This is a genomic window from Aeromicrobium sp. JJY06, from assembly GCF_044069275.1.
GTDB lineage: Bacteria > Actinomycetota > Actinomycetes > Propionibacteriales > Nocardioidaceae > Aeromicrobium > Aeromicrobium tamlense.
Map to the genome: position 1 here is coordinate 2,232,982 of NZ_JBIMRD010000001.1, position 15,915 is coordinate 2,248,896.

The 15,915-nt window shown below is 71.5% G+C and carries 14 protein-coding genes; 9 read left to right on the forward strand and 5 right to left on the reverse strand.

From position 1 onward, the window contains the following. Nucleotide 1: 1 nt before the first annotated feature. From ACGWYL_RS10960 to ACGWYL_RS10970, 3 genes are read right to left on the reverse strand one after another with little or no spacing between them, the layout of a single operon-like run. The gene (locus tag ACGWYL_RS10960; RefSeq protein WP_395487172.1) at nt 2-598 is read right to left on the reverse strand and encodes a hypothetical protein; all 597 of its coding nucleotides are present in this window, start codon (nt 596-598) and stop codon (nt 2-4) included. 2 nt (nt 599-600) lie between these two features. Continuing rightward, on the reverse strand, nt 601-2,586 hold the full coding sequence (locus tag ACGWYL_RS10965) for a DUF6571 family protein (RefSeq protein WP_395487173.1): 1,986 nt from the start codon (nt 2,584-2,586) through the stop codon (nt 601-603). Between the two features lie 9 nt (nt 2,587-2,595). Then, nucleotides 2,596-2,940, reverse strand: coding sequence for a hypothetical protein (locus tag ACGWYL_RS10970; RefSeq protein ID WP_179425444.1), 345 nt, complete (start codon nt 2,938-2,940; stop codon nt 2,596-2,598). 203 nt (nt 2,941-3,143) lie between these two features. Here ACGWYL_RS10970 and ACGWYL_RS10975 point away from each other — a divergent pair, with 203 nt between their 5' ends. The 3 genes from ACGWYL_RS10975 (at nt 3,144) to ACGWYL_RS10985 (ending at nt 5,019) form a co-directional block, all read left to right on the forward strand. Further along, entirely contained in the window at nt 3,144-3,449 is a 306-nt protein-coding gene (locus tag ACGWYL_RS10975; protein ID WP_269306224.1) for a WXG100 family type VII secretion target, read from the forward strand. A gap of 65 nt (nt 3,450-3,514) precedes the next feature. After that, nucleotides 3,515-4,087: a DUF6318 family protein gene (locus ACGWYL_RS10980; RefSeq protein ID WP_269306226.1), complete on the forward strand. Its 573-nt coding sequence runs from the start codon at nt 3,515-3,517 to the stop codon at nt 4,085-4,087. Continuing rightward, on the forward strand, nt 4,057-5,019 hold the full coding sequence (locus ACGWYL_RS10985) for a hypothetical protein (protein WP_269306227.1): 963 nt from the start codon (nt 4,057-4,059) through the stop codon (nt 5,017-5,019). Before ACGWYL_RS10980 ends, ACGWYL_RS10985 begins: the two co-directional genes overlap by 31 nt. 102 nt (nt 5,020-5,121) lie before the next feature. On the opposite strand, the gene ACGWYL_RS10990 is transcribed toward ACGWYL_RS10985, so the two are convergent. After that, complete coding sequence (locus ACGWYL_RS10990; RefSeq protein WP_395487174.1) at nt 5,122-6,051, reverse strand: hypothetical protein; 930 nt, start codon at nt 6,049-6,051, stop codon at nt 5,122-5,124. Nucleotides 6,052-6,229: 178 nt separating this feature from the next. Further along, nucleotides 6,230-10,786, reverse strand: a complete 4,557-nt coding sequence (locus tag ACGWYL_RS10995) for an FtsK/SpoIIIE domain-containing protein (protein ID WP_395487175.1) — start codon at nt 10,784-10,786, stop codon at nt 6,230-6,232. Between the two features lie 200 nt (nt 10,787-10,986). Here ACGWYL_RS10995 and ACGWYL_RS11000 point away from each other — a divergent pair, with 200 nt between their 5' ends. From ACGWYL_RS11000 to ACGWYL_RS11025, 6 genes are all read left to right on the forward strand, one after another. After that, nucleotides 10,987-11,757, forward strand: coding sequence for an SAF domain-containing protein (locus ACGWYL_RS11000; RefSeq protein WP_395487176.1), 771 nt, complete (start codon nt 10,987-10,989; stop codon nt 11,755-11,757). A 79-nt stretch (nt 11,758-11,836) separates the two neighbouring features. After that, nucleotides 11,837-12,613, forward strand: coding sequence for a hypothetical protein (locus tag ACGWYL_RS11005; protein WP_179425423.1), 777 nt, complete (start codon nt 11,837-11,839; stop codon nt 12,611-12,613). Continuing rightward, the gene (locus ACGWYL_RS11010; protein WP_179425421.1) at nt 12,613-13,920 is read left to right on the forward strand and encodes a CpaF family protein; all 1,308 of its coding nucleotides are present in this window, start codon (nt 12,613-12,615) and stop codon (nt 13,918-13,920) included. Before ACGWYL_RS11005 ends, ACGWYL_RS11010 begins: the two co-directional genes overlap by 1 nt. Next, nucleotides 13,920-14,774 carry a type II secretion system F family protein gene (locus ACGWYL_RS11015; protein WP_269306237.1) on the forward strand — a complete coding sequence of 285 codons (855 nt, stop codon included), beginning with the start codon at nt 13,920-13,922 and terminating at the stop codon, nt 14,772-14,774. The genes ACGWYL_RS11010 and ACGWYL_RS11015 overlap by 1 nt, the downstream gene beginning before the upstream one ends. Next, on the forward strand, nt 14,771-15,676 hold the full coding sequence (locus tag ACGWYL_RS11020) for a type II secretion system F family protein (protein ID WP_269306239.1): 906 nt from the start codon (nt 14,771-14,773) through the stop codon (nt 15,674-15,676). Before ACGWYL_RS11015 ends, ACGWYL_RS11020 begins: the two co-directional genes overlap by 4 nt. Before the next feature lie 29 nt (nt 15,677-15,705). Continuing rightward, nucleotides 15,706-15,912 (forward strand): Flp family type IVb pilin, encoded by a 207-nt coding sequence (locus tag ACGWYL_RS11025; protein ID WP_269306241.1) that lies wholly within the window; start codon nt 15,706-15,708, stop codon nt 15,910-15,912. Nucleotides 15,913-15,915: the final 3 nt, after the last annotated feature.

A 15,915-nucleotide genomic window follows, 5' to 3' on the forward strand; every position in this document is an offset into this window, starting at 1 on the left:
GTCAGCCCCGGGCCCGCTCGAGCGCCTTCGGCAGCAGCTCGGCGGCGGTGACGGCCGGCTCGCCCTCGCCGACGTGGTCGACGGTGACCACCACGGCGGTGTCGTCGTCGGCCGCGGCGTACGCGCGCTCGGTGGTCTGCGGGCCCTCGGACGTGTCGGTGACGGTGCGGAAGCCGACCGCGCCCTCAGGCAGGCCCTCGATCCGGGCGAAGGTGCCGGTGGCGGCGCCGGGCGCGGAGCAGGCGGTGACCGCGGTGTCGACCTGCTCGAGCGTGTGGTCGACCGTGGTCTGGTTCTGCGCGGGCCCCTGCAGAGAGGACCTCACCTGGTCGCCGTCGGCGAGGACGTAGAGTGCGCTCACGTCATCGCTGTCGGTGATCGTGAGGTTGTACTCGCCGTCCATGTCGGCGCAGTTCGTCTTGGTGAGGATCGAGCGGTCGTCGGTGGTGACCTTCTCGACGTCGGGGAGGTCGTCCCGCTGCAGCAGCGTGCTGGGCACGCCGTCGTCGTTCGTGCCACCCTCGCCGCCGTTGTCGTCGTCGGCGCAGCCCGCCAGCATGGCGGCGCACGCGACGGCCCCGATCACCAGACGTCGCACCGTCACTCTCCCGCCGGTCCGTAGTACTCGAGGAACTCGTCCCGGTACGGCCCCTCGAGGTCGTTGTTCGACGCGTACGAGCTGACGCCGGACATCGCGGTCTGGGCGTAGGCGGACACCTGGTCGGGCGGGATGTCGGCGGCGCTGATGAGGCGACCGTTCTGGAAGAACGAGTCCGGCACCTCGTCGCGCGGGATGACGCCCGACTCGACCAGGGCGAGGTACGCCGTGATCTTGACCCGGTTGGTGCCGGCCGCGGCCCGGTCGTTGGCGTTGTCGGTGGCCGCTGCGGCCTCGGACGTGAACGCGTCACCGGCCGCGTCGGTGCCGAGGTCGACGGCCTGGCTGAAGCCGAAGTCGATCAGGTCGCTGCCGAACTCGCCGACCACGTCGGCCCCGGGCAGGGGCACGAGGCTGGTGGCGTCGCTGACCAGGTCGATGAAGGCCTGGCGCTGCGCGTCGCGGTCCTCGGCGCCGTCGATCTCGACCTGGCCGACCGAGTACTCGCCGAAGCCCTGGAGGGCCGCCGAGCGCTGCAGCACGTCGCGCAGCTGCATGCGCAGGTCGGGATCGTCGGGGTTCGCCTCGAGCGCGGCGGCGATGTTGTTGATCTGCGTCTGCTGGTAGACGCCGACGCCCTCCGCGATGCGCTGCATGCCCTCGGGCGTGCTCATCGAGACCTGCATGAGCGAGTCGAGGTCGTCGGTGAACAGGATCGGGTAGTGGTCGAACGACCCGAAGTTGTCGATCGTCAGCGACGTGGAGCCGCCGTCGCCGTCCTCGTTCGGGAACCGCAGGGCCGTGTCGACCGCCGGCATGTAGAACTTCAGCAGGTCGGCGATGTACGGCGAGGCCGGCTGGGCGTCGTTGGCGTTGAAGCCGGGGCTGTTGGCGACCTGGTCGAGGAACCGCGAGACCAGGCCGGTGGTGGCCTCCGGGTCGTTCGTCAGGTTCTCCGCGGAGGTGCCGATGCCCTCGACCGCGTGCGAGATGCCGCCGTAGCCGTCGGCCTTCCACTCGCGGTCGTCGAAGTAGTAGGTCTGACGGTCCCAGCCGTCCTCGGTGGGCTGGGTGAAGAAGGTCAGGCCAGCCTCGGGGTTCTCCCCGAAGTTGTGCATGATCATCGCCATCGGATCGTCGTACCAGCCGGTCTCGTTGCCGGTGGGCAGCGGTCCGTAGCCGTTGTGGCTGTACCAGTCCTGCGCGGTCAGCACGCCGTCGCGGGCCATCCGCTCGAAGTCGTCGAGCTGGTTGGCCGCCCCGAGCAGGAAGTCGTCGGAGTACGACGTGTCGCCCATGAGGAACGTGAGGATGTTCGCGCCGTTCATGCCCATGCCGAACTCCTCGGCGAAGGCCTGCTGCTCCTCGTCGGTGAGCAGGGGCGCGACGCTGAAGCGCACGATCTCCTGGCCGAACTCCTCGGCCGGGAAGCCGGGGGCGTTCGAGGCGGTGGCGAGTCCGGAGCGGAAGTCCTCGGCCAGGGACGTGTAGACGTCGGGGTCGCCGACACCGCCGTAGCCCATCGCCGAGGAGATGGTGGCCATGAAGCCGACGGTGCCGTCGGGGCCGAGCTCGGTGAACATCGCCGACATGACGTCGGGATCGTCCTTCCACGTCTCGAGCAGGCCGGCAAGGTGGTCGAGCTGGTCCTGGTCGGACGTGGCGTCGATGGTGCCCGCGGCGGCCGCGAGCTCCTGGCCCAGCATCTCCTTGACGTTGGACAGCGTGTCGCTGGTGACCGTGTACGACGCGGAGCCAGTGCCCTCGGTGTCGAGCAGGATCGCCAGGTCGCGGCGCGTGGTGAGGTCCTCGAGGTGGTCGTCGAGCCAGCGGGTCTTCTTGCCCAGCGTGCTCTCGGACAGGCTCGGCAGGCTGATCGGGGACGCGGATCGCGCGACCCCTGCCTGGGAGGTGACCTCTGAGGAGAGGTCCTCCATCGCGGTGATGGCGGCGCTGATCTCGTCGATCTTGATGGTGACGGTGGTCATGGGCCGTCCTCAGTACATGCTCTGCATGCGCCACTGGCGCGGCCAGTTGTTCCCGCGCCAGTCGTTCTCGGGCACCCGGTCGGGCTCGGAGCCGATGCGCGCCTGGATCGTGGAGACGGCGTCGTCGAAGGCCTCGGGGATGCCGGTGCACTGCTCCTTGAGCTCGGCGATCCACGAGTCGGCCTCGGTGCAGACCCAGCCGCCGTTGGCGAGCGGGTTGGCGATCGCGTCGAGCGGCGATCCGTAGCCCGAGTACACGTTGTTCCCACAGTTCGTGACCGTGGTCTTGGCGGACTGCAGCGTCCCCCGGAACAGGTTGGGCTCGGTCTTTTCCTCGGTGTCTTCAGGTGTCATCGTTTCCCCCGGCGATGGTGTGCTTCGGCAGGGCCAGCGTAGCGTCGATCGCCGACCTCGTCAGCCCGGCATGGTCACAACGGGCCATGTTCGATGGTCGGGTAGGGCTGCCAGCGTACGCATCGTCCGATACGCTCGTGCCCAGCATCCTGGTCCCTGCGTTCGAATAAATCGGGGGACGAACTCACGAAGGAGACAAACCCATGGTGCAAGCTCGGATCGAAGATCTCTACGCGCTGTACAACACGCTGAACAAGTCGATGCAGGAAACCGACACGATGATCAACAACGTGGACGGCTCCCTGAACCAGGCCAACGAGGAGTGGCAGTCGACCGGCGCCAAGGAGTTCAACGAGGCCTGGGTCCAGTTCAAGCAGGCGCTCACGCAGCTGTGCCAGGCGTTCGCCAACGCCGGCACCGACGTGGCCTTCCAGCACAACAAGTTCGCCGAGGGCGCCAAGGAGGCCGACCAGCACCCCGTGCTGTCGCCCCTGCAGTCGCCTCGCTGACCTGCCTGTGACGCCCGGCCTCCCGTGGGGGCCGGGCGTCTCGGCTGTGCCGAAGGGAGCACCTCATGCGCAGGACCATCGCCACCGCTGCCGTGGCGCTGATGCTCGGACTGACCGCCGCGTGCGGCGGTGGTGACGACGACACCGCGGGCCCGCGGCCCAGTGCGTCCGCCACGACCGAGCCCACCACCGAGGCCACCTGGGCCGCCGATGCGCTGCCGCAGCGGCCCGCCGACGAGCAGAGTGCCGAGGGCGCCGAGGCGTTTGCGCAGTACGCGGCCGACACCGTGTTCTACATGATGGCCACCTCGGACGTTCCCGCCCTGACCTCGATCGCCGACCTCGGCTCGTGCGAGACGTGCCGCGAGTGGGCCGACAACCATGACAACGGCAAGATCAACAAGCAGTCGATCCTGTCCGGCCCGGTCACCTACGAGTTGGCTGGAAAGCCGACCATCAACGACGATGTCTTCTACCAGGTGAAGCTGACGATGGACGTGCCTGCGGGCGAGTCCGTGGTCACCACCGACGGCAAGAAGAAGACGACGACCATCGACGCGGCCAAGGGCTTGCCCTTCACGGCCGATCTTCAGTGGAAGGACGACCAATGGGTGCTGCTGCGCTACCAGTTGGGCTGACCTCGTTCGCGCGCCGCGTCGGCGCGCTCCTGTCCGCCACGGTCCTGCTCGCAGGCCTCGTGGCGGCTCTCCAGCTGTCCACCGTGGCTCCCGCCACCGCTGACGACTGCCCCGGGGGATGGGGTGGCGAGGCCGGCTCCGGCGGCGTCGACGTCTGCGGCTCCGAGGGCGGCGAGCAGGGCAACCCGGGCGGCGGTGGTGGTGGAGGCGGAGGTGCCATCAGCGTGCCGGTGCCGTGGACCCAGCGGGTGTACGTGCCCAACTGCGCCGACAACTCCGTCCGTGCCACGGGCCCCGGTGTGAGGGACTACGAGACCATCAACGACGTTCTCTGCACCGCCTTCGACGCGCAGTGCCCGGTGGACGGCGAGTACAGCTACCGGGTGTTCGAACGGGCGATGGGCGCGGACAACCGCGCCACGGAGGACAACTTCTCCAGCGCCGGCATCACGTGCCGTGGATCGGACGAGCCGAACGAGTCCGAGCCGCCGACGATCACCACCGAGGACATCATCGAGCGGGCGCTCGCGCTCGCGCCGACGCCCACGTTCGTGATCGAGCCGGCCGACCGCTCCTACGTCAACATTCCGACGAACTTCGCCGCCGAGGCGCAGGCGACCACGGTCACGGTCGACATCCTCGGCTTCCAGATCCCGGTGGAGTTCACGCCGGGCACGGTGACGTGGTCGTTCGGCGACGGTCGGTCGGGCAGCGGCATCGGCGTCGAGGGCGCCGCGGTCGGCCAGTCCGGCGCGGTCGAGCACGCCTACGCCCGGTCGGGTGCGTTCGACGTCTCCGTGTCGGTCGCCTACACCGTGCGCATCACGACGCCCGCGGGCCCGATCGACCTGCCGGCCCCGATCGACCGGACCTCGGCGCCGCAGACCCTCGAGGTCGGCGAGATCCAGTCCGTCGTCACCGAGGTCGACTGACCCTCCGCCGTTCCCGCCTCCGGCGGGCGAGATGTGTAGCGGTGTCCACCGTTTTCCGAGCCATCCGGCCGGATTCCGGTGGACACCGCTACACATTTTCTGTCAGAGGCGCTGCCGGACCACGCGGTGCCACCGCGGGCCGAACACCGGGCGAGGCCCGCGGTAGCCGCCGCGCACCAGGGCGTCGTGCACCCGGATCACGATCGAGACCGGCTTCGCGAGGTCGGTGTCGTGGACGACGATCACGGTCCAGCCGCGCCGCTCCAGCTCCTCGCGCCGGTCGCGCTGCCACCGCCGGTCGTCGGGCGACCGCTCGTGCCAGATCCCGTCGTACTCGACCACCACCTTGAAGCGCGCCCACTGGAGGTCGGGCGTGGCGACCAGGTGCCCTGCGTCGTCGAGGAGCGTCACGTTGCACGCCGGGTGCGGCAGCCCCGAGAGCACGATCATGAGGCGTACGAGCGTCTCCATCGGCGAGCGCGCGTCGGCCACGAGGTACTGCATCGCGCGGCGGGCGTTGACGACGCCGTCGAGGTGACGACCGCGGCAGTAGTGCAGCAGCTCGTCGAACTCCACGAGTCCGCGGTGGATCAGCCAGTCGCCGAAGACCACGAGCTGGACGAACGTCAGCGACAGCGCGCAGTCCACGAAGGTGCGCGCCGGCGTCGTGACCGGGAGACCGTCGACCTCGTGCGACGCGATCGGGTGGAGGCGGCGGTGCACGGCGATGCGCTCGTCCCGGCTGACGGCGTTGCGCCGGGTGGACAGGTGGATGCGGTCGTCGGCGCCGCTGAGCTCGGGTCCGTAGAGCTCCTGCGCGGTGCGGTGGCTGACCACGGCGTCGGAGGGCCCGGCCAGGACCGCGGCCCTCAGCCACGTCCGTGACGTCGGCTCTTCGGAGGCGAGGACATGGACGCCGCGGAACAGCCGCCGGAAGCGACTGCCGTCGAGCGTCCGCGCGCTCACTCCCGCAGCACGCGCCTCGGCGACGGTGAACGGCCGACCGGTCAGCGACTCAGGGATCTCGCGCATCCCTCGAGGCTGGCGGGCAGGGGAGGAGGGAGGGAACAGCCGAGCGGTGGCCTGTGGACGAGGGAGAACGCTGTCCCCAGCGCCAGATGTGTAGCGGTATCCACCCCTTCTCGGCCGATCCGGCGGAAAAAGGGTGGATACCTCTACACATCTCGCTCGCCGGAGGCGAGAGCCCCGGTCAGGCCTTGGGGACCTGGACCCAGCGGTAGCCGGTGGGGTTGATGAGGAGGCCGCGGCCGGGTGGGACCGCGGCGCCGACCGAGCGGGGGAGGCGGGCGTTGAGGACGTCGCCGTCGTTCGAGGCGCGGGGCGACAGGATGAGGCCCGTGCGGCCGCGTTTGAGGTCGGACGGGAGGCCGCGGTAGACCGAGCCGAGCTCGTCGATGCCGCCCGCGATGATCATCGCGTTCGGCGTGTCGCGCATCGCGCCGTAGGTCTCGCCGAGCAGCTGCCCGATCGGCGAGTCCGCGCCGAGGACCTCGAAGTCGTCGACGACGATCAGGTGCTGCGTGCGCAGGCGCCCGATGGCCTCGCGGATCTCCTCGATGGGCTCGGCGCCGGTGAACTGCTGGAGGCGCCGGTCGTCGAGGTCGCGCAGCGGCGAGCGGCGCGGCGCGATGACCAGGACGTCGCGCCGGTGCGCGAGGTGCTGGCCGATCGGCACGACGAGCGCCGAGCTGCGGCCCGAGCGCGGAGGACCGGCGACGAGGAAGCCCGGGCCGGTGGACAGCGGGTCGAAGCCCTCGAACGCGAGCGTGTCACCGCCGACGCCGACCGGGATGAAGCTGGGGCTGAGCGCGGCCTCGGACGGCTCGAGGGTGAGCGCCTCGTCGAGGCTGATCGCCACGGGCAGCTCGTCGATGCGGTGCGGCCGCAGCTCGCGGGGGATGTCGCCGTAGCGCTCGGAGACGGCGCGGCCGAGCTCGTGGATCGCGCGGACCTGCGCGGTGCCCTCGCCCGAGGCGTCGAGCATCGCGAACTGCACCTCCTGCGGGCGCTCGCCGGCGCGGAAGCCGCGACCCGGCGGGATGTGCGCGGGCACCTGCTTCGTCGGCAGGCCGACGACCGAGTAGTCGGACGGGTCGCTCATCGACAGGACGATCCGGTCGTCGACCAGCAGCGCGTACCGACCGAGCACGCCCGAGCGGTCGGCGCCGATGACGATGCGGATGCCGGCGCCCACGCCCTCCTGGAGCAGGCCGACGAGGCGCTCCAGCAGGACGCCGCCGTCGACGGACTCGAACGCGCTGGTGAAGCCCTCGAGCCGGTCGAGCAGCACCACGAGATACGGCAGCCGGTCGGCGCCGGCGACCGCCGCGCGCTGCTCGCCGATGTCGGCGAAGCCCTGCTCGGCCAGCAGCTGCTGGCGTCGCGTGAGCTCGCGGCCGAGGTGGTCGAACAGGCGGAAGATCCGGTCGATCTGGGTGCGGGTGACGACGGCGCCCACGTGGGGCAGCGACACGAGCGGCAGCAGGGCGTTGTTGCCGGCGTCGATGCCGAAGACGTGCACGTCGGTGGGCGCGGTCTGGCGGGCGATCGCGGCGGCGATGGCGCGCAGCGACCACGAGCGGCCCGACCGCGACTGGCCGGCGATCACGAGGTGGCCGGCGTTCTGCAGGTCCCACGAGGCGACCTCCTGCTGCTGCAGGTGCGGCAGGTCGCCGCGACCGAAGACGATCGGTGCGATGACCGGCTCGGCGCCGATGTCCGGTGCGGTGGGCGCCTCGAGGTCGTCGAGGACCAGGGTCTCGGGCAGCGGCGGCAGCCACGGCTTGCGCATGGGCTCGAGGCCGATGAGATCGTTCGCCTCGCGCACCGCGCCGACCAGGGTGGCCAGGTCGGTGGGGATCGAGACGTCGTCCTCGTCGGACGTCGCGGCGGACGGCGGCGCCACGAGCTCGTCGACGCCGAAGCCGCGGGTGCGCAGCTCGGCGCGCTCGGTGCCGGCGGGACGGCCACCCACGCGCGAGCTCTGGAACGGCGTCAGCGACGAGTGGCCCAGACGCGCGTACGCCCGGCCGGGGAACGACTTCGGGATCTCGGCGGCCACCTTGGACTCGATGACGTCGTCGGAGTCGTTGGCGTCGGTGACGCGCAGGGCGATGCGCAGGTTGGTGTTCGACTTGATCTCGGCGTTGACGACGCCCGCGGGGCGCTGCGTGGCCAGGATCAGGTGCACGCCGAGCGAGCGGCCGCGTCGGGCGACGTCGACCAGGCCGGTGACGAAGTCGGGCAGCTCGGCCACGAGGGCCGCGAACTCGTCGATGATGATGAGCAGTCGCGGCATCGGCTCGTCGCCCGGCTGGCGGGCGGCGAGGTAGTCCTCGATGTCCTTCGCCGCGGCGTCGGCGAGCTGGTGCTCGCGTCGCCGCAGCTCGGCGCCGAGGGACTCGAGTGCCCGCGTCGTGAGGTGGCCGTCGAGGTCGGTGACCATGCCGACGGTGTGGGGCAGGTGCTGGCAGTCCATGAAGGCCGCGCCGCCCTTGTAGTCGATGAGGACGAAGTTGAACTCGTCCGGCCGGTTGCCCACCGCCAGCGACGCGATGATCGTCTGGAGGAGCTCGGACTTGCCCGAGCCGGTGGTGCCGGCGATGAGACCGTGCGGTCCGTCGGCGCGCACGTCGATGCGGAAGGGTCCGTCGAGGCCCTCGCCGATGACGGCCTTGGTGGTGCGGCCGCCGCCGGCCCAGCGGCGGACGAGGTCCTGGCCGGTGGGGGAGTCCAGGCTCAGCACGTCGAGCAGACGGCTGGCGGCCGGGAGGCTCGAGCTCAGGTCCTCGGTGCTGACGTCGCGGATCGGCGCGACCGCGCGACCGAGCCGCTCGAGCCACACGCCGTCGACCTCGTCGCGACGCACGGCGTCGATGTGGCGCTCGGCGGTGGTCTCGAGGTCGAGCAGGTCGCCGTGCAGCTCGACGATCGCCCGGCACTCCTCGGGCAGCTCGCGGCGCGTGCGGTCGAGGCAGATGAAGTAGACGTGCACGAACGCGCCCATCTTGAGCAGCGAGGTCATGCCGGGCGCCATGCGCAGCTCGCGGGCGCCGTCGAGGACGACGACGACCGAGGGCAGCGCCTCGCGCTCGTCGGTGTCGAGCTCCTTGCGCCGGTCGACCAGGTGCGTCAGCTCGGAGATCATCGAGGCGCGATCGTCCTCGTCGAGGGCGAGCCGGGCCGCGCGCGGGTGGTCCTCGCTGGTGCGCGCGTGGGGCAGCCACTTCGTCCACTCCCACGCGGCGGCGTTGTCGCGGTCGGTGAAGACCCAGACCGAGGCGTCGGTGGGGGAGTGCAGCGCCGCGACCTGGGCGATGAGCCAGGACGTGGTGGACAGGCACTGGTCGGACGGGCCGCACACGCCGAGCACCGCGGTGGGCGCCAGCGGCACGATCACCGGGACGTCGGGCGCGGTCCAGCGCAGCGGGCCCTCGTGCTGCTCACGCGTGGAGTCCTTGACGACGACGTCGGACGGCAGGTCGCTGGTGCCCAGGCGCAGCTCGAGGAAGTCGGGGTCCCAGCGACGGCGCTCCCACAGGCGCGCCCGCGGTCCGGTGGCGAACAGCAGCACGGAGGCCGGGTCGGGGTAGATGGAGCGACGCTGGCCCCGCTCGTCGGCCAGCGACTTCACGGCGGCCTTCTCCACGTCGGCGCGGCGGCGGTGGAACTCGGCGAGCTGCTCCTGGTAGCGGACCTTCTGCTGGCGGCGCGTGCCCGTGGCGTTCAGCAGCATCATGATCGGCATCAGGATCATGAACATGAGCGAGAAGATCGAGCCGGTGCGCCAGTACATGAAGCCGCTCATGACCATCGGCGACAGCATCATCACCAGCGGAATGGGCGACTTGTCGGGCTTCTTCGGCTCGGTGGGCAGCGAGAACTCGCGGGTGCGCGCGGGCGGGTGCAGTCGCGGCGGACGGTTGTAGTCCAGCTCGGGACCGTTGGCCGAGGGCGACAGCGAGGCGTCCGGGGCGCTCACCGAGCCGAGCTCGAAGAGCACGTCGGCGACGCCCAGGACGGCGCCCGGCGCCCAGGTCACCGAGGCGGTGACGGGCTCGCGGTCGAGCCGGACGAGCGGCAGGGGAGCGGACGGGTCGACCTTGCGTCCCTGCTGCAGGGCGCTGAGGCCGGGCTTGCGGCGGCGGAAGCGGCGCTTCGTGCGGGTGGCGACGCTGGCCTGCAGGACGATCGGCTCGGTGGGCGGCTCGCGCCGCTCGGGGATGGGCAGGGTGAGGTCGCGCGCGGACTCGTCAGCGGTGACGACGACCCGGCCCTGCGCGTCGACCTCGAGGCGGGCGGCCACCTCGGGGGTGCCGTCGACGCGGATCGCGCAGTGGCCGGCGGACCCGATCGTCCAGGTGCCGATCCCGAGGCGGTGCACGCGGCCGGCGCCGCGGCCCGAGCTGACGCGCACCTCGACGAGGCCCTGCGGCTCGCGCTCGCGGTGGCGGCTGGGACCGCCGAGGCCCACCACGACGCCGTGGCGGATGCCGGCCGACGCGAGGGTGTCGGCGGGGTCGAGGCGGCGGGAGCCGAGGAAGACGCCGGGACCCGTGCGGTCGACTCCGCCGCGCCGGGCGTCGAGGTCGATGACGTCCGCGACGTCGGCATGGGGGCTGCGCGTCCCGAAGAGCTGCTGCAGCACGGACTCGAGATCCCCGACCGTGCTCGTGGCGGAATAGGCGACGATGGCATCTCGGATCTCCCCCGACGATGCCGCCTCCGCGGTGACGAGCAATCGCATGGACCTCAGCGTAGAGGGTGGGACGCCGCGTTTCGGCCCGAGCGGCGGGACGGAGGGCGCCTTCGTGACGTCGACCACCCGACAGGACGAGATGGCTGGATCGGGCTAGACTGTGGTGGTTCCTGCGGGGGGCTGCGCTGAGGGAGCGTGTCTTCAGTCCGTCGTGGGGCGCCTCAACGTCTGCAAGGGGGAGCCACTTCATGTCGATGCGCACCAGCACCGATTCGGTCGGCGACGCGGTCCAGGACCGTCAGCGCGCACGCACCGCTCGCGGAGTCGGGGGACGAGCCGCTCCGTCGGCCGCGCGTCCCACGCCGCCGCGCCGCCGCCGTCCGGCCGTGGCGTTGCTCGGCGTCCTGTTGATCGTCGGCGGTGCCGCGCTCGCCGGACTGCTCGCCCTGCGCATGGACTCGCGCGACCCCGTGCTGGTCGTCGCCACCGACGTGCCCGCCGGCACCGAGATCACCCGCGACATGCTCCGCGAGACCAACGTGGCCACCGAGTCCGACCTCATCGTCCCGTCGGGCGCGCTGTCGAGCGTGCTGGGCACGTACTCCCGCGTCCCGCTCGTGGAGGGTCAGCTGCTCGACACGACGATGCTCGTGCGCACCAACCCGCTCAGCGGTGGCCAGCGCGCCGAGGTCGGCGTGCCGCTCGTCGAGGGCCGCGTCCCCGACGACCTCGACTCCGGCGACCTCGTGCGCGTCGTGCGCATCGGCGAGGGCGAGACGCCCAGCCAGCCGCTCGCGCTCGCGCTCGTGATCCGTCCGCCGGTCGCCTCCGGTGGTGGCGGCGTCCTCGGCGGCGGCAGCGACGCGAAGGGCTCGGCGGCCACGCTGCTCGTCCCGCTCGAGGTGGCCGACGCGATCGTCGACGCGGCGGGCAACAACCGCATCGGCATGTCGCTCGTCGACCGCGGCGTGGCGGTGACCGACTCCGACCGGCTCCGCAGCCTGGCGAGTGCGCGATGAGCGAGCGTCAGCGAGTGAACGATTCCACGCTCTCCATCGCGGCACCGACCTACCGTGCCCCTTCCGAGGCGGTGGCGCGATGACCGTGATCAGCTTCGTCTCCGCGAAGGGATCGCCGGGCGTGAGCACGGCCGTGATGGGCCTGGCCGCGCGCTGGCCCGAGCCGGTCGTCGTCGCCGACCTCGACCCGATCGGGGGCGACGTCGCCACGCGTGAGCGCGACGCCGACGACAACGCGCTCGATGAGCAGCGTGGCCTGGTCTCCCTCGGCGCGGCCGTCCGCTCCGGTGACGAGGTCGACCTGGCCGACCACCTGCAGGAGACCAGCCACGGCATCGACGTCCTCGTCGGCGCCTCGGGCCCGCGCCAGGCGCAGAGCCTGGGTCCGGCCTGGCCCCACCTGCAGCGCACGCTGCGTGCCCACTCGGGCGACGTCCTGGCCGACGCCGGCCGGTTCATCGCCGGCTCGCCCGCCGGCCCGGTGGTCGAGGGGTCCGACGCCGTCGTCTTCCTCGTCCGCTCCGAGATCGCCGCGGTCGCGCACCTGCGCGACCGGCTCTCCACCGTGAAGGAGCCCTGGTCGCTCGGCCGTCCCGGTGCCACCCGCGTCGGCGTCGCCGTGGTCGGCGACCCGCGCGACCAGCGCGCCGTCGACGACATCGGCCGGCTCCTCGCCGCGTCCGAGCTCGACGTCACGATGCTCGGCACGATCGCCTGGGACCCGAAGGCCGCCGCCCGCGGCGCCGCCTCGTCCTCGCGCGCCGTGCAGCGCTCCCTGTTCTCGCGGTCGCTCGTCGACCTGGTGCCTCGGGTCCGCGCCCTGGCCGCTCCGTCCACCGTCGCGCAGGAGATCTGATGGACCAGCAGCTGCTGCGCACCCTGCGCGAGGAAGTCGCCGACACGCTGGCCCGCCAGCGTCGTGAGGACGCGGCCGCCGGCCTGCCCTCCATGTCCACCGAGGACGAGCGCCAGTTCGCGCGCGCCATCATCGCGCGAGTCCTGGAGTCCTACGCCCGCCAGGAGATCGCGGCCGGTCGCGCCCCGCTCTCGGGCACCGAGGAGGCCGAGCTCGCCGACGGCATCCACGCCGCTCTCTACGGCGTCGGCCGTCTCCAGCCACTGCTGGACGACCCCGACGTCGAGAACATCGACATCAACGGCTGCGACAACGTGTTCGTCGGCTACGCCAACGGCGAGGAGCGGCGGATGCCGCCCGTAGCCGACAGCGACGACGAGCTCGTCGAGCTGGTGCAGGTGCTGGGCGCCTACTCCGGCCTCACCAGCCGCCCGTTCGACACGGCCAACCCGCAGCTCGACCTGCGCCTGCCCGACGGCAGCCGCCTCTCGGCGGTCATGGGCGTCACGCCGCGGCCGTCGCTGTCGATCCGTCGCTCGCGCCTGGCGCGGGTGTCGCTCGACATGCTGATCGAGAGCGGCACGATGACGCCCGAGCTGGCGTCGTTCCTGTCCGCCGCGATCGCGGCGCGCAAGAACATCATGATCGCGGGCGCCACGAACGCCGGCAAGACCACGCTGCTGCGTGCGCTGGCCAACGAGATCAAGCCCGCCGAGCGCCTCATCACCGTCGAGCGCGCACTCGAGCTGGGCCTGGGGGAGTTCCCCGACCTGCACCCGAACGTCGTCGCGTTCGAGGAGCGGCTGCCGAACTCCGAGGGCCAGGGTGCGATCCACATGTCCGAGCTCGTGCGCCGCTCGCTGCGCATGAACCCCAGCCGCGTCATCGTCGGCGAGGTGCTCGGCGACGAGATCGTCACGATGCTCAACGCGATGAGCCAGGGCAACGACGGCTCGCTGTCCACGATCCACGCGAACTCCTCGCTCGAGGTGTTCAACCGCATCTGCACGTACGCGATCCAGTCCGCGGAGCGGCTGCCGGCCGACGCCACGATGATGCTCATCGCCGGCGCGATCGACTTCGTGATCTTCGTGGAGCGCCGCAACGAGTTCCAGACCGGTGGCGGCCTGCGCCGCGTCATCACGTCGGTCCGCGAGGTCAACGGCGTCGACGGCCGCGTGCTGTCGAGCGAGGTCTTCGCCGAGGGCCCCGACGGCATGGCCCACGCCGCCGCCGCGGTCAGCTGCATCGAGGACCTCCAGATGCACGGCTACCGGCCCACCGCCTACGAGGGCCAGGCGTACTGATGCTGTCCCTGGCCTTGATGGTGACGCTCCTCGGCGCCGTGGTCGGCGCCGGGATCCTGCTCGTCGTGGTGGGCATGTCCGACCACGACGACACCCCGAAGCGTCCGGGTCCCTCGCTGCGCGACCGCCTCCAGGGCAGCGCGCGCCGGGCCCTGCTCGGCGCCGGCGCCGGACTCCTCGTGCTGCTGCTCACCAGCTGGCCCGTGCTGGCCATCGCGGTCGGCGCGCTCGTGTGGTTCGCGCCCCTGCTGTTCGGCGGCCTGGCCAGCGAGAAGCGCGCGATGGCGCGACTCGAGGGCCTCGCGGCCTGGACCGAGTCCCTGCGCGACACGATCGCCGGTGCCGTCGGCCTCGAGCAGGCCATCCCGGCCACCGCCTACGCCGCGTCCCCCGCGATCAAGCCCGCGCTGATCCGGCTCACCGACCGGCTCCGCGTGCGCACGTCGCTGCCCACCGCGCTGCAGGGCTTCGCCGACGACATCGACGACCCCAGCGCCGACCTCATCGTCGCCACCCTGATCCTCAACGCGCGGCTGCGCGGCCCGGGCCTGCGCGAGGTGCTGACCTCGCTGGCGAAGTCGGCACGCGCCGACCTCGACATGCGCCGCCGCATCGCCGCCAGCCGCTCCAGCACGCGTCGCAGCGTCCAGATCGTCATGGCGATCTCCGTGTCCTTCGTGCTCTTCCTCTCGATCTTCAACCGTGGCTACGTCGAGCCCTACTCCTCTCCGATCGGCCAGGTCGTCCTGCTCGTCGTGATCGGCCTGTTCGGCGCCGGGTTCGTCTGGATGCGCCGCCTGTCGGAGTTCGAGATGCCCGAGCGGTTCCTGCTGGCAAAAGAGGAGTCGCGATGACCCTCATCCTCATCTGTGGCGCGATCGTGGGCGCCGGCGCTTGGCTGCTGTTCAGCAGGACGCCTGCCTTCAGCGCGACCGCAGCCTCCGAGCTGGCCCGTCTCGACGTCCAACGTCGGCGCGGCGGGGTGCGGACCAACCGTGGTCCGCTGGAGCCTGCGGAATCACGGACGCAGAAGCTCGGCACGCGACTGGCCGGCCTGCTCAACGACCGTGGCATCGAACTGCCCGCGAGCATCCGCTCCGACCTGTCGGTCGTCGACCGCTCGGTCGACAGTCACCTGGGCAACACGCTCGTGGCGGCCATCGTCGGCGCGTTCGCACCTGCGCTCATGCTGTCGCCGTTCATGGTCGCGGGCTGGATCAGCCCCGTCCTGCCGCTGTGGCTGGCGATTCTCGGTGCCCTCGGCGGCGCGGTGCTCGGCCAGCTGCAGCTGCATTCCGAGGCCACCGACCGTCGACGCGACTTCCGCCACGTCGTCAGCGCCTTCCTCGATCTCGTGTCGATGAACCTCGCCGGCGGCCGCGGCGTGCCCGAGGCCCTCTCGGCCGCGGCCGGCGTCAGCCAGGGCTGGGGCATGGTTCGGCTGCGCGAGACCATCGAGAACGCCCGGCTCCAGGGCATCACCCCGTGGGCCGCGCTCGGCCGCCTCGGCGACGACATGAAGGTCGAGGAGCTGCGCGACCTCGCCGCGGCACTGGCCCTCGTGGCCGAGGACGGCGCCAAGGTCCGCGACTCGCTCACCGCCCGAGCGGCGTCGATGCGCCAGCGCGAGCTGGCCGACTCGGAGAGCCGCGCGCAGGAGCGTTCTCAGTCCATGCTCGTGGCCCAGCTCCTGTTGGCCGCAGGCTTCCTCGTCTTCCTCATCTTCCCGGCGCTGTCAGGCATCGTCGGGCTCTGAAACCACCGCACCATCGAAGGAGAAACACCATGATTCATCCCACCGCACTGGGGTTCCTCGTCACGCTGCTGGGTGCACGACTCGACAAGGCTCGTCGCGAGGAGGGCGCGTCCGCGGTCGAATGGGTCGTCATTGCCGCCGTTCTGGTTGCGATCTGCGCAGCCATCGCCGTGATCCTGCGAGGCGCGCTCGAAGGCAAGGCCAACAACATCGGCGACCAGATCGAGGGCGCCTGATCA

Excerpts from the sequence above, each read along its gene's own strand:
- ACGWYL_RS10970 (WP_179425444.1), bottom strand. The coding sequence starts at position 2,940 with ATGACACCTGAAGACACCGAGGAAAAGACCGAGCCCAACCTGTTCCGG.
- ACGWYL_RS11025 (WP_269306241.1), top strand. The coding sequence starts at position 15,706 with ATGATTCATCCCACCGCACTGGGGTTCCTCGTCACGCTGCTGGGTGCA.
- ACGWYL_RS10965 (WP_395487173.1), bottom strand. The coding sequence starts at position 2,586 with ATGACCACCGTCACCATCAAGATCGACGAGATCAGCGCCGCCATCACC.
- ACGWYL_RS11015 (WP_269306237.1), top strand. The coding sequence starts at position 13,920 with ATGCTGTCCCTGGCCTTGATGGTGACGCTCCTCGGCGCCGTGGTCGGC.
- ACGWYL_RS11005 (WP_179425423.1), top strand. The coding sequence starts at position 11,837 with ATGACCGTGATCAGCTTCGTCTCCGCGAAGGGATCGCCGGGCGTGAGC.
- ACGWYL_RS10995 (WP_395487175.1), bottom strand. The coding sequence starts at position 10,786 with ATGCGATTGCTCGTCACCGCGGAGGCGGCATCGTCGGGGGAGATCCGA.
- ACGWYL_RS10980 (WP_269306226.1), top strand. The coding sequence starts at position 3,515 with ATGCGCAGGACCATCGCCACCGCTGCCGTGGCGCTGATGCTCGGACTG.
- ACGWYL_RS11020 (WP_269306239.1), top strand. The coding sequence starts at position 14,771 with ATGACCCTCATCCTCATCTGTGGCGCGATCGTGGGCGCCGGCGCTTGG.
- ACGWYL_RS10990 (WP_395487174.1), bottom strand. The coding sequence starts at position 6,051 with ATGCGCGAGATCCCTGAGTCGCTGACCGGTCGGCCGTTCACCGTCGCC.
- ACGWYL_RS11010 (WP_179425421.1), top strand. The coding sequence starts at position 12,613 with ATGGACCAGCAGCTGCTGCGCACCCTGCGCGAGGAAGTCGCCGACACG.
- ACGWYL_RS11000 (WP_395487176.1), top strand. The coding sequence starts at position 10,987 with ATGTCGATGCGCACCAGCACCGATTCGGTCGGCGACGCGGTCCAGGAC.
- ACGWYL_RS10975 (WP_269306224.1), top strand. The coding sequence starts at position 3,144 with ATGGTGCAAGCTCGGATCGAAGATCTCTACGCGCTGTACAACACGCTG.
- ACGWYL_RS10985 (WP_269306227.1), top strand. The coding sequence starts at position 4,057 with ATGGGTGCTGCTGCGCTACCAGTTGGGCTGACCTCGTTCGCGCGCCGC.